This is a genomic window from Acinetobacter sp. CY05, assembly GCF_059515805.1.
Genome location: NZ_JCAKMW010000018.1, coordinates 29,232 through 47,500, shown reverse-complemented (window position 1 = coordinate 47,500; position 18,269 = coordinate 29,232). Strand labels below are relative to the sequence as shown.

The 18,269-nt window shown below is 41.8% G+C and carries 18 protein-coding genes and 1 rRNA gene (1 of these 19 only partly in view); 8 read left to right on the top strand and 11 right to left on the bottom strand.

Annotated elements, in window-relative coordinates; genetic code table 11:
• The 4 genes from AC5YCD_RS12440 to def all read right to left on the bottom strand — a co-directional run.
• Positions 1-486, bottom strand: a 16S ribosomal RNA gene (locus AC5YCD_RS12440); it reaches 1,051 nt to the left of the window's first position.
• Between the two features lie 506 nt (positions 487-992).
• Positions 993-3,038 (bottom strand): TonB-dependent copper receptor, encoded by a 2,046-nt coding sequence (locus tag AC5YCD_RS12435; RefSeq protein WP_496130334.1) that lies wholly within the window; start codon positions 3,036-3,038, stop codon positions 993-995.
• Positions 3,039-3,108: 70 nt separating this feature from the next.
• The gene (locus AC5YCD_RS12430; RefSeq protein WP_496130333.1) at positions 3,109-3,501 is read right to left on the bottom strand and encodes a DUF2946 domain-containing protein; all 393 of its coding nucleotides are present in this window, start codon (positions 3,499-3,501) and stop codon (positions 3,109-3,111) included.
• Positions 3,502-3,570: 69 nt separating this feature from the next.
• Positions 3,571-4,089 carry a peptide deformylase gene (def, locus tag AC5YCD_RS12425; RefSeq protein WP_496130330.1) on the bottom strand — a complete coding sequence of 173 codons (519 nt, stop codon included), beginning with the start codon at positions 4,087-4,089 and terminating at the stop codon, positions 3,571-3,573.
• Between the two features lie 120 nt (positions 4,090-4,209).
• Between def and AC5YCD_RS12420 the strand changes: the two genes are divergently transcribed.
• Genes AC5YCD_RS12420 through tsaC form a run of 3 tightly spaced genes read left to right on the top strand, consistent with a single transcriptional unit; the run spans position 4,210 to position 7,161 of the window.
• Positions 4,210-5,364, top strand: coding sequence for a LysM peptidoglycan-binding domain-containing protein (locus AC5YCD_RS12420; protein WP_496130329.1), 1,155 nt, complete (start codon positions 4,210-4,212; stop codon positions 5,362-5,364).
• Positions 5,365-5,384: 20 nt separating this feature from the next.
• Positions 5,385-6,545 carry a DNA-processing protein DprA gene (dprA, locus tag AC5YCD_RS12415; RefSeq protein WP_496130328.1) on the top strand — a complete coding sequence of 387 codons (1,161 nt, stop codon included), beginning with the start codon at positions 5,385-5,387 and terminating at the stop codon, positions 6,543-6,545.
• Positions 6,546-6,591: 46 nt separating this feature from the next.
• Positions 6,592-7,161 carry an L-threonylcarbamoyladenylate synthase type 1 TsaC gene (tsaC, locus tag AC5YCD_RS12410; protein WP_496130327.1) on the top strand — a complete coding sequence of 190 codons (570 nt, stop codon included), beginning with the start codon at positions 6,592-6,594 and terminating at the stop codon, positions 7,159-7,161.
• A 369-nt stretch (positions 7,162-7,530) separates the two neighbouring features.
• Here the strand turns inward: tsaC and AC5YCD_RS12405 are convergent, their stop codons facing one another.
• Together AC5YCD_RS12405 and AC5YCD_RS12400 are read right to left on the bottom strand one after the other, a co-directional pair.
• Positions 7,531-8,412: a DMT family transporter gene (locus tag AC5YCD_RS12405; RefSeq protein WP_496130326.1), complete on the bottom strand. Its 882-nt coding sequence runs from the start codon at positions 8,410-8,412 to the stop codon at positions 7,531-7,533.
• A 10-nt stretch (positions 8,413-8,422) separates the two neighbouring features.
• On the bottom strand, positions 8,423-9,319 hold the full coding sequence (locus tag AC5YCD_RS12400; protein WP_496130325.1) for a DMT family transporter: 897 nt from the start codon (positions 9,317-9,319) through the stop codon (positions 8,423-8,425).
• Between the two features lie 131 nt (positions 9,320-9,450).
• Here AC5YCD_RS12400 and AC5YCD_RS12395 point away from each other — a divergent pair, with 131 nt between their 5' ends.
• From AC5YCD_RS12395 to AC5YCD_RS12380, 4 genes are all read left to right on the top strand, one after another.
• A complete protein-coding gene (locus AC5YCD_RS12395; RefSeq protein WP_496130332.1) occupies positions 9,451-9,996 on the top strand; it encodes a glutathione peroxidase in 546 nt (181 codons plus the stop codon).
• 252 nt (positions 9,997-10,248) lie between these two features.
• Positions 10,249-10,821: a PM1805 family lipoprotein gene (locus AC5YCD_RS12390; protein WP_496130324.1), complete on the top strand. Its 573-nt coding sequence runs from the start codon at positions 10,249-10,251 to the stop codon at positions 10,819-10,821.
• 126 nt (positions 10,822-10,947) lie between these two features.
• On the top strand, positions 10,948-11,940 hold the full coding sequence (locus tag AC5YCD_RS12385) for a pirin family protein (protein WP_496130323.1): 993 nt from the start codon (positions 10,948-10,950) through the stop codon (positions 11,938-11,940).
• 65 nt (positions 11,941-12,005) lie between these two features.
• Positions 12,006-12,452: an AAA family ATPase gene (locus AC5YCD_RS12380; protein WP_496130322.1), complete on the top strand. Its 447-nt coding sequence runs from the start codon at positions 12,006-12,008 to the stop codon at positions 12,450-12,452.
• On the opposite strand, the gene AC5YCD_RS12375 is transcribed toward AC5YCD_RS12380, so the two are convergent.
• The gene (locus AC5YCD_RS12375) at positions 12,431-12,736 is read right to left on the bottom strand and encodes a hypothetical protein (protein ID WP_496130321.1); all 306 of its coding nucleotides are present in this window, start codon (positions 12,734-12,736) and stop codon (positions 12,431-12,433) included. The two genes, AC5YCD_RS12380 and AC5YCD_RS12375, sit on opposite strands and share 22 nt — an antisense overlap.
• Before the next feature lie 232 nt (positions 12,737-12,968).
• On the opposite strand from AC5YCD_RS12375, the gene blaOXA reads away from it, so the two are divergent.
• A complete protein-coding gene (gene blaOXA / locus AC5YCD_RS12370; RefSeq protein ID WP_496130320.1) occupies positions 12,969-13,793 on the top strand; it encodes a class D beta-lactamase in 825 nt (274 codons plus the stop codon).
• 64 nt (positions 13,794-13,857) lie between these two features.
• On the opposite strand, the gene AC5YCD_RS12365 is transcribed toward blaOXA, so the two are convergent.
• From AC5YCD_RS12365 to atpA, 4 genes are all read right to left on the bottom strand, one after another.
• Entirely contained in the window at positions 13,858-14,277 is a 420-nt protein-coding gene (locus AC5YCD_RS12365) for a F0F1 ATP synthase subunit epsilon (RefSeq protein ID WP_496130319.1), read from the bottom strand.
• Positions 14,278-14,303: 26 nt separating this feature from the next.
• The gene (atpD, locus tag AC5YCD_RS12360) at positions 14,304-15,698 is read right to left on the bottom strand and encodes a F0F1 ATP synthase subunit beta (protein WP_496130318.1); all 1,395 of its coding nucleotides are present in this window, start codon (positions 15,696-15,698) and stop codon (positions 14,304-14,306) included.
• A gap of 30 nt (positions 15,699-15,728) precedes the next feature.
• Complete coding sequence (gene atpG / locus AC5YCD_RS12355) at positions 15,729-16,598, bottom strand: F0F1 ATP synthase subunit gamma (RefSeq protein WP_496130317.1); 870 nt, start codon at positions 16,596-16,598, stop codon at positions 15,729-15,731.
• Positions 16,599-16,687: 89 nt separating this feature from the next.
• Positions 16,688-18,232 carry a F0F1 ATP synthase subunit alpha gene (atpA, locus tag AC5YCD_RS12350; protein ID WP_496130316.1) on the bottom strand — a complete coding sequence of 515 codons (1,545 nt, stop codon included), beginning with the start codon at positions 18,230-18,232 and terminating at the stop codon, positions 16,688-16,690.
• Between the last annotated feature and the right edge of the window lie 37 nt (positions 18,233-18,269).

The following is an 18,269-nucleotide window of genomic DNA, read 5'->3' as shown; positions in this document are numbered from 1 at the left end:
CGAGTAACGTCCACTATCCTAGAGTATTAATCTAAGTAGCCTCCTCCTCGCTTAAAGTGCTTTACAACCAAAAGGCCTTCTTCACACACGCGGCATGGCTGGATCAGGCTTTCGCCCATTGTCCAATATTCCCCACTGCTGCCTCCCGTAGGAGTCTGGGCCGTGTCTCAGTCCCAGTGTGGCGGATCATCCTCTCAGACCCGCTACAGATCGTCGCCTTGGTAGGCCTTTACCCCACCAACTAGCTAATCCGACTTAGGCTCATCCATTAACGCAAGGTCCGAAGATCCCCTGCTTTCCCCCGTAGGGCGTATGCGGTATTAGCAGTCGTTTCCAACTGTTGTCCCCCATTAATGGGCAGATTCCTAAGCATTACTCACCCGTCCGCCGCTGAATCCAGTAGCAAGCTACCTTCATCCGCTCGACTTGCATGTGTTAAGCCTGCCGCCAGCGTTCAATCTGAGCCATGATCAAACTCTTCAGTTTAAAATCAATAGTGCCTATAGGGCACCAATCTTGGCTCATCAATTACTGACAAAAAATTTGCTCAAATAAACTTCGAGAAATTCTTACCAATTATCAATGAAAATATATTCGATTGATCAACCAGTAAAAATCCACACAAGTTGTTCTTCATAATCTCTTAATGATTTTCTTGCATCTTCGTCAGAAGCAAGTAGTCGGCTATAATACTCTTATTCTCACAAGAGTCAAGCAATTTATTTCAATCACTGCCGATGGATGAGCATTATAAATAAAAATGTAACACTAACAAGCTCTTTTTTAATTAAATGTTGATTAAATCAACTCAAAAAATATAAGACAATGATTTTTATGGGAAAATATTTTTAATAATTTATACCAAATTGATTCCTTTTGGTTTTAGAATCTAGTTTTTTTCAGTTAAATCAATGCAAAACAGCTGTTTTTGATTCTGATCAGAGCCAAGAACAAGCCAAAGCGAAAAATCGGCTTTGGCTTGTGACATAGTTTTAGAACTTCATACTTAGACGTGCCCAATAATTACGGCCAATATTATTAAATTGCTCATTACCCGCTAAGCCAATGCCAGCATTACCCATTTTATTTAAGTGTTCGGCATAGCTTTTATCTAATACATTATCAATTCCGACTGCCAGATCAACACCCTGTCTTAAATGATAGGTCGCATTGACTGCGAGTGTGCCAAAACCATGACTTGGCTTCAGGTCATAACCCACAATATTTCCCTCACCGACACTGACACGGTCTTGATCATCAACCATACGCCAGAGTAGTCCTAAGTTATATTTATCTTGGCTATAACGCAAATTAATACGCGCCTCTAGAGGTGCAATTTGTGGCAAAGCAGTATGGTCAGTGGTATTTTCACCCCAAGCATACATCGCACTTAGATCTGCAGAGATTACATCAGTAAATTGATAGCCAATACCGGCTTCTGCACCTGCAATTGTAGCGTCTACATTACGACTATGTGCCTCTGCCCCCATCATCCCTGTTGCCTGATAAGTGGTTAAAACATAGTCCTGCACTAAACCTGCATAAGCCGATACCCAAGAATTCCAACCCGCATGATGATGTTGATAGCCAAGATCGAGCTGTAAAGTTTTTTCAGTATCCACATGGTTAAAGGTGTTGAGATGACCATTACCTGATTTTGGACTAAATAACTCCCAGTAATCCGGCATACGCTCTACATACCCTAAGCCAATATAGGTTTTGCCGTCATCGTGTTCGGGATGAATGTTTTCAAAACGGATAAAAGCGCTAGGTAAAGTCTGCTCTCGTTCACGATTTAAACCTGTTTGAGTACTCGCACGTTGATCTTGGACCTGAACCTGATCAACACGCAGCCCTGTGACCACACGATTATCGTCACCTAAGTCATAGCTTAGTTCCGTAAAAGCACCATAAGATTGAAACTGCATATCAGTTTCGCGTGGCAGATCCTTATAACTGTTATGCATACCTTTACGAATGCTATGACGATTACGTTGACTATCTAAGCCGCTGATCAATTGCAGCTTATCCCACTCTGTAGTCATGGCCACTCGGGCATTTAAAGTTTGGCGTGCAACATTGGTGGCCATTGGCATTTTCATACCGCCTGCAGGGTTAAACTCTCGCAAGCTAAAGTTATCCATCACATGATCATTAAAGTTGTAATTCACTTGAGCTTCGAGCTTTTTTACATGATCAGTTAAGTTTTTCTTTTCAGCACGTAGGCCTAAACTCTCACGGGCAAATTTAGATCCATCCATCGCGCGTCCAGCATACACCGCTTCACCATCAGCCTTACCTGCGGTCAACTCTAACCAAGTATCTTGATTTGGTGTCCAGCCAAAAGCCAGATCAGCATTCCAACGCTGCCAATCCGAGGGCACTGTTGTACCATGACCGTCTTGATAACTGTCCGATACAGAACGATTGGTATTTAAACGGATATATTTGTGTTCATCGCCCACAGCAGCTTCAATGTTATGGTCTAAGCGGCCATAAGAACCAACCACAACACTGGCTTGACCACGATAATTGTGATCCTGTGAGAATTGCTCTGGACGTCTTTCAAAAATCACTGTAGCCGCAGAACCCGTATTGGCATATTGTACGGTTTGTGGCCCCTTAATCACTGAAATTTGATCATAACTTTCAGGTGAAATATACGAGCTTGGCGAGTCCATTCGACTTGGGCAAGCACCAAGGTTTTCTGTACCATCGGTCAAAATTTTAATTCTTGAACCAAACATACCGCGGAAGGTCACATCACCATTGGTACCTGCACCACTATTCACGGCGCTAAATCCCATAATACTTTGCAAATAATCTGCTCCATCTGCAGCTGGAATAGGTTGAATCGGCTGTTTAGGATCAGCGCGTACAATTAAACCATGGGCATCATTGCCTTGCTGTGCTGTTGCCACAATTGGCGCTAAGGATAGAGGCTGATTTTCTGAATTTTGAGCCGCAAAAATTGTACTTGAATAGGCGATCGCCATGGCAGCCGCTAGAGGCTGTAATAAAAACTGACCTGATGTCATGATCATCTCACTTAAAACATAAATACGAGTAGGCTAGAGCCAGCAAAGACCCTAAAAAATTGATCGAAATTTATGCAAAAAGTGGTGGAGCTCGCCCTTGGGGCAGTAAGAATAGACGTTGTAAAACAAACCAAACATAGGCGGCATTATTTTGCCAAGCAGCAAAACGCACTTGAATACGGTCTAGTACTTCCTTAACCGATAATTCAGGTGGTAAAACTAAATTGCCATATACCGTACAATATTGGCACTGATGATTAGCATCATGATGCTGATGCTCATGTTGTTGCTCTACAGCGTGATGATGTGCATGTGTTTCTGAATGTGAATGCAGTAAAGCTTGGGCAATAGTTTCACAGACCGGCGCCACTTGATAATGTGCTGGCAATAAAGGCTGTAAAAACACAGCAATCTGTAAAAACACGGCTGCAAAAGACAGCAGTAAAGCACTGCGCTGATACAAAAACAAAAACCCATACCTTGAGTATGGGTTTAAGTATAACAAAGTGGCAGAAAAAAGCAGCCTCTTTGCTTAACGTTGCACTTTTTGACGTTGACGTAACACTTTTTCCACTTTCTCACGTGCACGTTGACGTTTGAGTGGTGAGAGATAATCGACAAAAAGTTTACCGTTTAAGTGATCCATTTCATGCTGAATACAAACTGCCAGAAGTTCATCTGCTTCCATCTCAAATGCTTGACCTTCAAGGTTAATTGCTTCGATCTTTACGCGTGACGGACGCTCAACTTTGTCGTATATTTGGGGCACTGATAAACAGCCCTCTTCATACGGTTGGGTCTCTGTGGTCAGTGGGGTAATTTTTGGATTAATGAAAACCAAAGGTTGATCTTTGTTCTCAGATAAATCCATCACGATCAATTGAATATGATGGTCAACTTGGGTCGCAGCCAAGCCAATGCCGGGCGCTGCATACATCGTTTCAAACATATCTGCAGCAAGCTGACGAATTTCATCAGTAACTTCTTCGACAGGTTTCGCAATGGTACGAAGACGGGGATCCGGGAAACTTAAAATAGGTAACAAGGCCATACTGCGTCCTCAATTCTGCCATTGAATTAAAAAACCCAATGAAGGAATGCTTCATCAGAAAATTGTGTGTAAGATCGTTATTATAACGCAACTACATACATAATTTTAGGAATTATGATAATGAAAAAGGTTTTGACAGACACTGCTATTTTTCGTGTCTTGGGGTTTAAGCAGCAATTATTGGCTGTTGCAATATGTACCAGTTTGGGGCTGGCTTTTATCAGTGTCGCTGAAGCTGCACCGGCACGTAATATTAATCCACCTGCTTTAAAAGCCAATGCACCCAACGTGTATATTGTCAAAAAAGGCGATACCTTGTGGGACATTTCAAAACGTTTTTTAAAAAATCCGCTACGCTGGCGTGAAATTTGGGCCAGCAATAAACATGTCAAAAATCCGCATTGGATTTTCCCTGGTGACCGCCTCTTAATGTGCGATTATCAAGGTCGTCCAATTTTGGGTAAAGATGAAGGTGATGGTTGTGAAGGCATTATTAATCGCTACTTAGGCAGTCAAAACTTAAGACCTCAAGTGCGTTTAGAATCGACTAACAATGCCATTCCTGTAATTGCCTTAGATGATATCAAAAACTTTTTAGAACGCTCACATATTATTGGCCCTGATGCACTAGATGCAACGCCTTATATTGTGGGTGCAGCTGATCAACGTGTGTTAGCAGCCAAAGGACAAACAGTTTATGCACGTGGTGCTGGTTTAGAATCAGGTCAACGCTATGCAATTTACCGTGAAGGTGAACCTTATACAGCAGTAGATGCGAAAGGACGCAAATATCCAATTGCTTTAGAACTGACACAAGTCGCGACAGCCATTGCCAGCAAAAATACGGATGATATAACCACCCTAGAAATTACCGACACTTACAACTACGAAGTCCGTCGTGGTGATCGTGTTTTACCAATTTACGACCCAATGTTGCCAACTTTGTTCTACCCTGTAGAGGCAGATCATGTCGTGCCAGAGGGTAAAGTGATTCGTGTACAAGGTTCAATTGGTACAGCAGCTCAAGGTAGCGTCGTCACTTTAGATCGTGGTAGCCAACACGGCGTACAAAGTGGCCATGTTTTTGCACTTTCACAACAAGGCGAAATTGTCACCGATCCAAAAACCAAAGAACGGATTCAGCTCCCAGGACAACGTATTGGGCATGTCATGGTCTTTAAAACCTTTGATCAATTCAGCTATGGCTATATTCTAAATAGTGAATTACCCATTAAAGTCGGTGCTCATTTAGTGGCACCGGACAGTGATGACTAATCTCTAAAGTGAGGTGAGGTATGTTGCAGCAACTCTCACAGAATCAACTTGATACCATACGTCTCTGGTATTTGGTGCAACATTCCTTATCGAGTTTTTATAAACTCATCCAGCATTATGGCTCAGTCCAAGCCGCCTTTACAGCGCGACATGACTGGGCCAGCTTGAATTTACATCGCAGCCATCTAAAACGTGTTCAAGACTTTGAACAAGCTGCCGTTCAAGATCATTTCCAAAAAACTTTAGACCTTATTCAGCAACATAGTGATTTTGTACTGTGTTTAGATGATGCTGACTATCCACAACAACTCAACACCTATAATGACAAGCCACCTATTTTATTTGGTCAGGGTGATGTCTCTATTTTAAATGAAGCACAAATTGCGATTGTAGGCAGTCGTAAACCCAGTCCACATGGCCGACAAGTAGCTTATGATTTTGCGTATTATTTAAGTGAAAAAGGATTTTATATTAATAGCGGTCTAGCCTTAGGGATTGATGAAGCTGCACATAAAGGTGGCTTACTACATGGGCGTACCTTGGCGGTTATTGCCACTGGCTTAGAAACAACCTACCCCAGCCAACATTTGCAATTAAGACAACAAATCATTGCCCAAGGTGGTGCAGTGATTAGTGAACTTTTACCCTTCACTCAGCCCTTACAACATCATTTTCCACGGCGTAACCGAATTGTCAGTGGTTTAAGCCTAGGTATTATTGTGGCTGAAGCAACTTTAAAAAGTGGCTCGCTCATTACTGCTAAAATTGCTGCGGAACAAGGTAAACATATTTTTGCAATTCCAGGTTATATCTATGATGAGTATCATCAAGGTTGCCATTTACTCATTCGTGAAGGCGCAACCTTAGTGGATCATCCTGAACAAGTGCTTGAAGACTTAGCTTTAGCCACTACATGGCAACATCAACAACAGAGCCAGCGCAAATCAAACGTCTCTGATCGCACACCCCCTCTACTGCCTAAAACCAGCAAGACTGTTGTACCTGAACATTTAGCAGCGCTCTACGCCGTACTCGATTGGCAAGGTCAGGATTTAGACCAACTGTGTTTGAAATTAAATGACCATGCAGCCAGCTTAACAGGCCAATTAATGGAACTTGAACTCCTTGGGTTAGCGATGCAACAGTCAGGTTTATACCTGCGTTGTGGTTCAGGTCAATAAGGTTCACAATAGTCTTTCCATCCATCAAGTTAAGGGAAAGATGTATATGATTACGACCTCTGTTGCTGAAGCGGCACAATGTCTCAAACAAGGACAAGTTTTAGCTTACCCTACAGAGGCTGTTTGGGGTCTAGGTTGTGACCCATATAACGAACAGGCATTTTTAGAGATCTTACGCTTAAAACAGCGTCCGATGGAAAAAGGGGTAATTTTACTGGCTGCCAGTCTGCATCAAGTGGAACCTTTGTTGGCACATTTGCAAACGAGTATTCGTGAACAAGTGATTGCCTCATGGACCAATCGCAGTGCCAACGAACGTGCCACCACATGGCTATTGCCTGCGACCAATGAAATTCCAACGTGGATCAAAGGCAATCATCCAAAGGTCGCGGTACGTGTTACGACGCATCCTTTATGCGTAGCACTATGCAATGCTTTTGATGGTTTTATCGTCTCTACCAGTGCCAATCCAGCAGGACTTGAACCTGCACGTTCTTTACAAGATGCTAGTCAATATTTCGCCCAAGAATTAAATTATTTAAATGGTGATTTAGGCTTAAGCCGTGAACCAAGTCGCATTTTAGACGCTGAAACAGGTGCAGTGATTCGAGCCTAAATCATTAAATTTTAGGCAAAAAAAAGCTCAGCCATATAGGGACGGCTGAGCATAAAAAGGATGTGTAAATCACATCCAGAGGGTCTTTCAATCTGGTGCCTACTTAAGATCTTTAAGAATTACTTAAGTATTTGCGATGGCGGTATTATGTTCTAATCACTTGTTTTTAACAAATATATTTTTAAACTCAATTAATATATAAAATGTATTAGCTAATTATATTTTTACCTATTTGTTCAACGTATCTGACTATTTTGTATTTAGTTTTAAAAGAATTATCAATTTTCCATATTTGAAAAACTGAAGTTCTTTTAGAACAACTTCAATAAAAATATTTTTTACAGCCATGTGGCTGCTTAATTTTTAGACTCAAGCTTTACGCTGTGCTAAAAAAACGGCTGCCAAAATCACCCCACCTCCTATGCTGTGATAGATGGTCCATGCTTCATTGAGCCAAACATAGGCGATCATAGCGGTAAAAATTGGCATTAAATTCATAAAAATGCTGGTGCTATTGGGGCCTAATTTTTGAATGGCTAGCATCCACAGTAAAGGTGCTAGCAAAGATGGAAAAACCGCTGCATATAATACGCTTAAAATATTGGCGCTCGTTAATGTATCTAGGCCTATATACGCGATGAAGGGTAAGTGATACAGGACCGCGAAACAGATTTGCATATACAGCATGATCATCAGTGGCAAAGACAATTGCCACTTCTTTAAAAATACTCCATAAAAAGCATAGAAAAACACTGCTAGTAGCATAACAAGATCGCCACTATGCTGACCGAGGCTGAGTATTGCCGCCAATTGTCCTTGGCCAATCACATATAATAAGCCTAAAAAAGATAACGCACTGCCAATAACCGCATAACGGTTAGGGCGTTGTTTTAAAATCAGCAGCGCCACAAAAATGGTAAAAATAGGGATGAAAGCATTAATTAAGCCCATATTGGTGGCCGTCGTATAATGCGCCGCACTATAGGCCAGACCTTGATACAGCAACATGCCAAAAGCACTCAGAATAGCAATCTTGCCAAGAGCAGGCTTAATCTGCTGACGTTGCTGCCACACAGGTAGTAGCATAAATGGGCTCAAAATGAGCCATGCAATAAACCATCGGTAAAAACTAATACTGATAGGTTCAATAAATTCAGTGACGTAACGTGTCACCACAATATTTAATGACCAAATTAATACTGCACCAATGGGTAATAACACTGCCCACCAAGCCATCCGGCTTTGTTTCATTGTATTGTCCTTAATTTTTCTTTTGCGCCAACATCACGCCTGCAATGGCCATGATGGTACCTAATGTATGGTAATACATCCACTGCTCACCCAAATAAAAATAAGCCACAAGTGCGGTAATAATGGGCCCCAAATTCGTAAACATACTTGAACGATTAGGTCCCAAAGTTTGCATAGCTTTCATCCACATAAATGGTGCCACAATTGAAGGAAGTAGCGCCGCATACATCACACTGCTCACATTAGCTTGATCTAAGGGTTGCAAACCAAACACCAATAACAAAGGGATATGCAGGAGTAGGGCCAAGAGTGTTTGTGCAAATAAACTCACCCCTAAATTTAAAGGCAATTGCCAGGCACGTAATAACACGCCATATAGTGCATAGCTCAGCACCGCAATAATCATTAGGCCATCACCAAAATGAAAAATGCCCTGCAATAAAGTCATTGGTTGACCTCGTGATATTAAAAATAGTAAACCTGTGATAGAGAGGATACTTCCAAATATTCCGTATTGATTGGGCTTTTCAGTCAGAATAATGAAGCTGACGAAAATGGTAAAAATAGGAATAAAAGCATTGATAATGCTCATATTAGTGGCAGTGGTACTATGCCCTGCCCAATAAGACAAACACTGATAAATCAGCATGGCCAGACTTGCCAACACAGTTAGCTGACCCAAATGTGCAAACACTTGCTGTTTTTGTTGGATGAGTGCTTTAAATACAAAAGGTGCGATAACCATTAAGGCAATCAGTAAACGCCAAAAACTAATACTCACTGGCTCAATCACATGAGCAGCATAACGTGTAACCACCATATTCAGCGCCCAAATCACCACTGGAATCAGCGGAAAACTATATAACCAAATTGAATGAGTCTGAGTAGTGGCAGTGGGTGTGGTCATAGCACAGCATCTTATTTTAACTTGCTGCCATTTTAGCGGGCTTTTCTAGATCAGCTGTACAAGTTTTCACTTGCTCGTATCGCATTTTCTCGCTACAACATCAGTTGCTTAAAAACAAATAAGGATCAGTCATAATGACTTCTGTATACAATATTCCTGTAGTCACCATCAATGGCGCAGAAACCACATTAAATCAATATCAAGGTAAAGTGCTGCTGATTGTAAACGTGGCTTCTAAATGTGGCCTCACCTCACAATACGAAGGCCTACAAAAACTTTACAATGATCAAAAAAGCGCTGGCTTAGAAATCTTAGCTTTTCCATCTAATGATTTCTTGGCACAAGAACCAGGAAGTAATGAAGAAATTCAACAATTTTGTAGTGTAAATTACCAAATTGATTTCCCATTGTTTAGCAAAATTACGGTTGTCGGCGAAGATAAACACCCGCTTTACCAAGCATTAACCCAAGCAATTCCGGAGCGTATTGGTGAAGGTCCATGGGTGAAAGATTTAACTGATTATGGTTTAACACCAAATCAACCGCCTGAAGTGCTTTGGAACTTTGAGAAATTCTTGGTCAATAAAAATGGTGAAGTGGTGGCACGTTTTGCTCCAGACATTGCCGCAGATGATGCGCGTATTAGCGATGCCATTGCAGCTGAATTAGCCAAATAAATTATACATTCCGTAAAGTATCTATACCTCTTAGATACTTTACTTTTTATTCAATACAAGTTGTTGCATTGGATGAATATTGACGGTGACTATATATTCCAACATCTATCAAGTCTTTCAAATGATCTTGCTGAAAAAAAGAGTGCTTAGGCACTCTTTTTTATTTTTTGTTATGCCTTTGCAACAATCCATATTGTTGTCATATTTCTGTCGTATCTTACTCTATACATTGAATATTGGATCTAATTAGGCATGAGAAAGATTTTGCAAAGCATGGCAACGCCAATTGTGTTATTTAGTTTTGGTCTTGTAATGCTGGGCTGTGGCCAAACCCCTGCCCCTGAAGCAACTGCCCAGCCTGAAACCAATGTCAATTTAGAACAACAGGTGACTGAAGAAACAACAGCGCAAACCAGTGAACTCAAATCAGGCAGTATGTTTTATATGGTACGCGACGTTGCTGATGTACAGTTAAAAGCAGGTAGTTACATTGCTGACTTGCAACAGACCCAAACTGACTTGCAACAAGCAGTTGATTTACAAGATCATGAAAAATTAGAGGCTGCTGCCAAAAATTTACATAGTCAATTAACAGGCTTTAACCAAGCTTTAAATAGCCTTGATCTAAAAAGTCAGGAAATTGCCGACATTCGCCACAATATTATTGAGGCCAATGAAAAAGTGTTAGCCTCCGAGTTTCTAAACGGTCAACTCAATTTTAGCCAAGTTGATTTTAAGCAAATTGAGGCACAAATGGGCAATGTACAAGCTGAGATGCTGAAACTAGCAGGTCTGCTACTGCCACAAAAAGAAGCTGAATCTTAAGACATATGACAGTGAAGCCTAAGCATAGGCTTCACTGACTTTATACAACCCAATAGCCATAGTACAACACGAAAAAATAACCAGCTTGCTAGCATAACAATAAATTAAAAAGGCAAGGAGAGCTGTATGCAACAGGCTATCTATTCTATTGTCCCAGTAGAATTTCGTTTAGATCTCAAAGACCCTTTTATCTTTACCGCGCATCATATTGATTATTTTCCTGAAGGCAATGCTGATTTAGGTCCTCAACATCCTGCCTTAAATCATGAATATCGCATGCACTATGGCGAGACTGTCCCAGGTTTTCCTGAACATCCGCATACTGGTTTTGAAACTATCACCCTAGTAGAGCAAGGTGTGGTGGATCATTTTGATTCTTTAGGCAATGGCGGACGTTATGCCGCAGGCGACGTGCAATGGCTGACCACAGGCAATGGGATTGAACATTGTGAAATGTTTCCTTTAATTCATGAAGATCGCGCCAATACCATGGAATTGTTTCAAATTTGGTTTAATTCATCACCCGAACAAAAACAACAAGATCCAGATTATAAAATGCTGTGGCGTGAACACATTCCGCATGTCTATTTAAAAGATGCCAATGGTCAAACCACTGATATTCGCGTTATTTCAGGGCGATTACATGATCAAAAAGCACTTCCCCGTCCGCCACACTCTTGGGCAGCAGCACAAGAAAATCACGTCAATATTTTCCTGCTACAAATTCCAGCACATGCTCAAGTGACCCTACCTGCAACCACTGCAACTTCAACGCGTTTTGCCTATTTCTATCAAGGCTCAAATCTTGAATTATTTGGTCAAACAGTGAAGTTTAAGCATCTCATTGAGCTTCAAGCTGATGTAGAGGTCACCTTAACCGCGGGTGATAAAGAAGCACGAATTTTATGGTTAGAAGGCGAACCAATTGGCGCACCTGTAGCCATGCGTGGGCCTTTTGTTTTAAATAGTGAACAAGAACTTGATGCTGCTTTTCGTCGTTATCGCGCGACCCAATTTGGCAATTGGCCATGGCCAAGTTCTGCACCTACTTTTAAACGTGAACAAGCACGCTTTGCAACCTATGGCGGAGGTAAACGCCAAGAATTCCCTGAAAAATAAGCAACTTGTGCTTATGTGAAAACCACCCTATGCTGCTCTTAGTGTTATAAAAGCAGCTTATTTTGATGCAATTAATTATTTTTTGTGGCGTACAAGCTTCGGGTAAATCGACCTTTTATCAGCAGTATTTTTATACTACACATTTACGTTTAAATTTAGATATGCTCAAAACAAGGCACCGTGAAAATTTGCTCTTTGAAGCCGCTCTAGCTTCTAAAACTAAAATGGTGATTGATAACACCAACATAAATATCGAGGCACGCAGTCGTTATATCGCGCGAGCAAAAGCTGCTGGTTTTGAAGTGATTGCTTATTATTTTGATACCGATTTAAAAAGTACTTTAATTAGAAATAATCAGCGAATAGCTAAAGCCCAGATTCCTGAAATTGGCGTACGAGCAACCTATAGAAAACTTGAAAAGCCAACATTGCGCGAAGGCTTTAGCGCAATATATCAGGTCAAAATTATAGGTAATGGCGAGTTTTCAATTCAAGTATTTGATGCTGTTTGACGCCATGCCTTAAACGCAACCTGCATCTTTGCTTCTGTTAGTGGGTCAACTTGCTGTGCTTTTAGTTGTTTAAAATTGGCTTGGTAGACTTGGTGGCTAAAATCTTTGGCAAGTTGCTCTATGGCGGCTCTACCCTGCTCTTGGTAAGCTAAAATTTGCTGCTGAGTTAATTGTAAATGCCAGCAGTGCATCGCATCGCCTGTATCTACGGCAAAGCCTAAATAATATTGGTCTTGTTGTTGATAAAGTTCCCAAAAATGGGGTTGTTGTTGGATCAGCTTCATTTTTTAATTGTGATGTTGTAAAAAATAAATGTATAGCATAAAAAAGCTTTCATGATTAAATGCACGTTCAAACTTTCACTGTGCTTTAATTAAAAATTCTTTTATCTTGAGCTTAAGTAGTAAAACTTTGAAATAATAAAGCAGAGCCAAGGCTATCAAGCGATTTATCTAATCAAAATGATGAGCAATAGAAAATTTTCTCTTGCGTCACCACAAAATACATCTCTTAAATATGAAAAAAAGTACCGCCTTACTCACCATTCTGTGTAGCACAATTTTGCTGACCGCTTGTGTCTCATCAGCGCCAAGTGTTCAAACTGATGCACAGCGCCTAAGCCAAATTCAGCAGGATATTGCACAGAGCTTTACCAAAGCCAATACTGCAGGTGTGTTGTTATTTCAAAAAAATGATCAAATAGTGATTACAGGAAATCAGCTGCATAGGGCAGATCAATTCTTTATTCCTGCTTCGAGCTTTAAAATATTCAATGCATTGGTTGCGCTTGAATATCATAAAAGCAATCCCAACGAAATTTTTAAATGGGATGGTCAGCCTCGTGCCTATACACATTGGCAAAAAGACATGAGTATGGTTGAAGCTATGCAGTTATCTACTGTGCCTGTATATCAAGAGATCGCCAAGCGTATTGGTTGCAAACTTATGCAGGCGGAGTTAAAACGCCTGCATTATGGTAATGAAACCATGGGCGATGTGATTGATCGTTTTTGGCTTGATGGCCCCTTAGAAATTAGCCCTCGTCAGTTTTTAGGCTTTATTACTAAACTTTCACACAATACCTTGCCCTTTAGACCTGAAGTGCAACAGACTGTCAGTGAAATGTTGCTCATTGAAACTCATCCAAGTTACAAGCTGTATGGCAAAACAGGTTGGGGAACAACTCAACCATACGATGTCGGTTGGCTTGTTGGATGGATTGAAACTGCAAATCGTGAAGTTATTCCTTATGTTCTAAATATACAAATGAAACAAGGAATGGATCCAAATCTTCATAAGGAACTTCTCATCAAGTCATTGCAGAAGTTAAATATTATTTGATTCATTAATTCAAGCCATAAAAAAACCACCCTTGCGGGTGGTTTTTTCAATCTTAAACCGTCTCTTATTGAGCGCGGTTTTTGATTTTGCGGATCGTTTCTAACTGAGCAGCAGTTTCTGCAAGAGCAGCTAATGCAGCAGCAGCGTCCAAATCGCTCTTTTGATTTGCAAGCAAGTTTTCAGCATTTTTACGTGCTTCAATAATTGCTGCTTCATCTAAGTTTTCTGCACGGACTGCAGTATCTGCAAGCACCGTAACAACATGCGGTTGAACTTCTAGAACACCACCAGATACATAGATCAACTCTTCTGTACCATTTTCAAGCACAACACGAATCGCGCCAGGCTTGAGCAAAGTTACCAATGGTGTATGACCAGGCATAATACCGAGTTCACCACTAGCACCTTTTGCGATAATCATGCTGATTGTGCCTGAGTACAAAGACTCTTGAACACTTACAACATCACATTGCATAGTCGCCATGAGAATCTCCTAAATTAGGGAACTAATTAAAGTTTCTCAGCTTTAGCAATAACTTCGTCAATACCACCAACCATGTAGAACGCTTGTTCTGGGATGTGGTCGTATTCACCAGCTAGAAGACCTTTAAAGCCACGGATTGTGTCTTTAAGTGGTACAAGTTTACCAGGCGCGCCAGTAAATACTTCAGCTACGTGGAACGGTTGAGAGAAGAAACGTTGGATCTTACGTGCACGGTATACAGTAAGTTTGTCTTCTTCAGCCAATTCGTCCATACCAAGAATTGCAATAATGTCTTTCAATTCTTTATAACGTTGAAGAACGTTTTGAACTTGACGTGCAATTGCATAGTGCTCTTGACCTACAACAAGTGGGTCTAACTGACGTGAAGTAGAGTCAAGCGGGTCGATCGCAGGGTAAATACCTTGAGATGCGATATCACGGCTTAATACTACAGTTGCGTCTAAGTGAGCGAACGTAGTTGCAGGTGATGGATCTGTTAAGTCATCGGCAGGTACGTATACCGCTTGGATTGACGTAATAGAACCAGACTTAGTCGATGTAATACGTTCTTGAAGAACACCCATCTCTTCTGCAAGAGTCGGTTGGTAACCTACTGCAGATGGCATACGACCTAGAAGTGCTGATACTTCAGTACCTGCTAGTGTATAACGGTAGATGTTGTCTACGAACAATAATACGTCACGGCCTTTACCGTTTTCGTCTTTCTCGTCACGGAAGTACTCAGCCATAGTAAGACCAGTTAACGCTACGCGTAAACGGTTACCTGGTGGCTCGTTCATCTGACCGTAAACCATCGCTACTTTGTCAAGAACGTTTGAGTCTTTCATCTCGTGATAGAAGTCGTTACCTTCACGAGTACGCTCACCAACACCAGCAAACACAGATAAACCTGAGTGTGCTTTCGCGATGTTGTTGATCAACTCCATCATGTTTACAGTTTTACCAACACCGGCACCACCGAACAGACCAACTTTACCACCTTTCGCGAACGGGCATAGTAAGTCGATGACTTTAATACCAGTTTCTAAAAGGTCAGTAGAAGCCGCTTGTTCTGCATAAGAAGGCGCAGAGCGGTGAATTGGTAAACGCGCTTCAGTCGCAACAGGACCAGCTTCATCGATCGGGCGACCAAGAACGTCCATGATACGGCCTAAACATGCTGTACCTACTGGTACAGAGATCGGCGCTTGTGTGTTAGTTACGTTCAAACCACGCTTAAGGCCTTCAGTAGAACCCATTGCAATAGTACGAACTACGCCATCACCAAGTTGTTGCTGAACTTCTAATGTAGTTTCAGTACCGTCAACTTGGAGAGCGTCATAGATCTTAGGAACGCTGTTACGTTCAAACTCGACGTCGATAACCGCGCCGATGATCTGAATGATACGACCGCTACTCATTGCTGTCTCCTCAATTCAAACTAATATATGTTAAACGGCAGCGGCACCACCAACGATCTCAGAGATTTCCTGAGTAATCGCGGCTTGACGCAGCTTGTTATAAATAAGTTGTAGGTTCTTGATCAACTCACCCGCGTTATCTGTTGCAGCTTTCATTGCAACCATACGAGCAGACTGCTCACACGCGATGTTTTCGATCACACCTTGATACACCACAGACTCGATGTAACGAACCAATAAGCCATTTAAAAGCTCTTCAGCTCCTGGCTCATAGATGTAGTCCCAACCGTATTGACGGTTCAGACTCTCGCCTTCTTCAGCAGCTGCTAAAGGAACGAGTTGTTCGATCTTTTGGTTTTGAGTCATGGCGTTGACAAAGCCGTTAGACACTAAATAAATGCGATCTAACTCGCCTTTATCATAAGCGTCTAACATCACCTGTACAGAACCAGATAACTGTTCAAGACTTGGTGCATCGCCGACATTCGTCGTTGCGCCAAGCACTTTACCGCCGTAGTTTTTAAAAAACGAAACCGCTTTTTGACCAATCAAAGCAAATTGAACTTCAATTGACTGCTCTTGTTGCTGTTGAACGTGTTTAACCACTTTTTTGAACAAGTTAATGTTCAAACCACCAGCAAGGCCGCGATCTGAAGACACGATAATATAGCCAACGCGCTTTACAGGACGTTCAACCATATAACGGTGTTTATATTCAGGATTCGCTTGAACCAAATGAGCAATTACACGGTGCATATTTTCGGCATACGGACGGCCTTGAGCCATGCGCTCTTGCGCACGACGCATCTTAGAAGCTGCCACCATCTGCATCGCGCGAGTAATTTTCTGCGTGCTTTTGATACTAGCTACTTTGGCGCGAATTTCTTTTAAATTTGCCATACGCTTAACCTAGTATTCGAAGGCCCTTTCGAGCCTCCGAAGGTTGATTCCGTGAACCAAACCAACACTAAATCCAACAATTGTTGAAATTAGTAAGTTTGAGTCGCTTTGAACGTTTCAATACCTGATTTGAATGCTGCTTCGATGTCTTTATCCCAAGCACCAGTCTCATCAATTTTTTGCATTAACGCAGCGTGCTCTGAACGGAAGTAAGAAATTAACGCAGCATCAAAGTCTACGATTTTCTTCACTTCTACGTCAGCCATGTAGCCTTCGTTAGATGCATAAATTGAAACAGCTTGGTCAGCGATTGAGTATGGAGCGTATTGTTTTTGCTTCATTAACTCAGTTACGCGTTGACCGTGTTCAAGTTGCTTACGAGTTGCTTCATCAAGGTCAGAAGCGAACTGAGCAAACGCTGCTAATTCACGGTACTGTGCAAGAGCAGTACGGATACCGCCAGACAGTTTTTTGATCACTTTAGTCTGCGCAGAACCACCAACACGAGATACAGAGATACCCGCGTTCACAGCAGGACGAATACCTGCGTTGAATAATGATGTTTCTAAGAAGATCTGACCGTCAGTGATCGAAATTACGTTTGTTGGTACGAATGCAGATACGTCACCCGCTTGAGTTTCAATAATCGGTAATGCAGTTAAAGAACCAGTTTGGCCTTTAACTTCACCGTTGGTGAATTTCTCAACATAGTCAGCAGAAACGCGCGAAGCACGCTCAAGAAGACGTGAGTGAAGATAGAATACGTCACCTGGATACGCTTCACGACCTGGTGGACGACGTAATAACAATGAAATTTGACGGTAAGCAACAGCTTGCTTAGACAAATCATCATAAATAATTAATGCGTCTTCACCGCGGTCACGGAAGTATTCACCCATTGTACAGCCAGAGTACGGAGCAAGGAAAAGCATTGCTGCTGGATCCGCTGCCGCTGCTGCTACAACAGTTGTATACGCCATAGCGCCAGTTTCTTCTAACTTACGTACAACGTTCGCGATTGTTGATTGTTTTTGACCAACAGCTACGTATACGCATTTAATGCCAGAATTCTTCTGTGCGATAATCGCATCGATCGCCATCGCTGTTTTACCAGTTTGACGGTCACCAATGATCAACTCACGCTGACCACGGCCAACTGGAATCATTGTATCTACTGATTTATAACCAGTTTGTACAGGTTCATCCACTGATTGACGCCAAATTACGCCTGGTGCTACTTTTTCAACAGCATCAGTTAATTTTGCATCGATCGGGCCTTTACCATCAATCGGGTTACCAAGAGCATCAACTACACGGCCTAAAAGTTCTGGACCAACCGGAACTTCTAATACACGACCTGTGCAACGCGCTTTTTGACCTTCTTGAAGGCTTAAGTAGTTACCTAAAACAACGACGCCCACTGAATCCTGTTCTAGGTTCAGTGCCATACCATAAAGGCCGCCGTCGAATTCGATCATTTCACCGTACATTGCGTCAGCAAGACCGTGAATGCGCACAATACCGTCAGATACCATAACAATGGTACCTTCGTTTTTAGCGGTTGCGCTGGTGTCCAGATCGCCGATACGCTGTTTAATGAGCGCACTGATCTCGGATGGATTCAGTTGTTGCATTGCGCTATACCTCAATCTTTTTAAAGTTCAGTCTTCG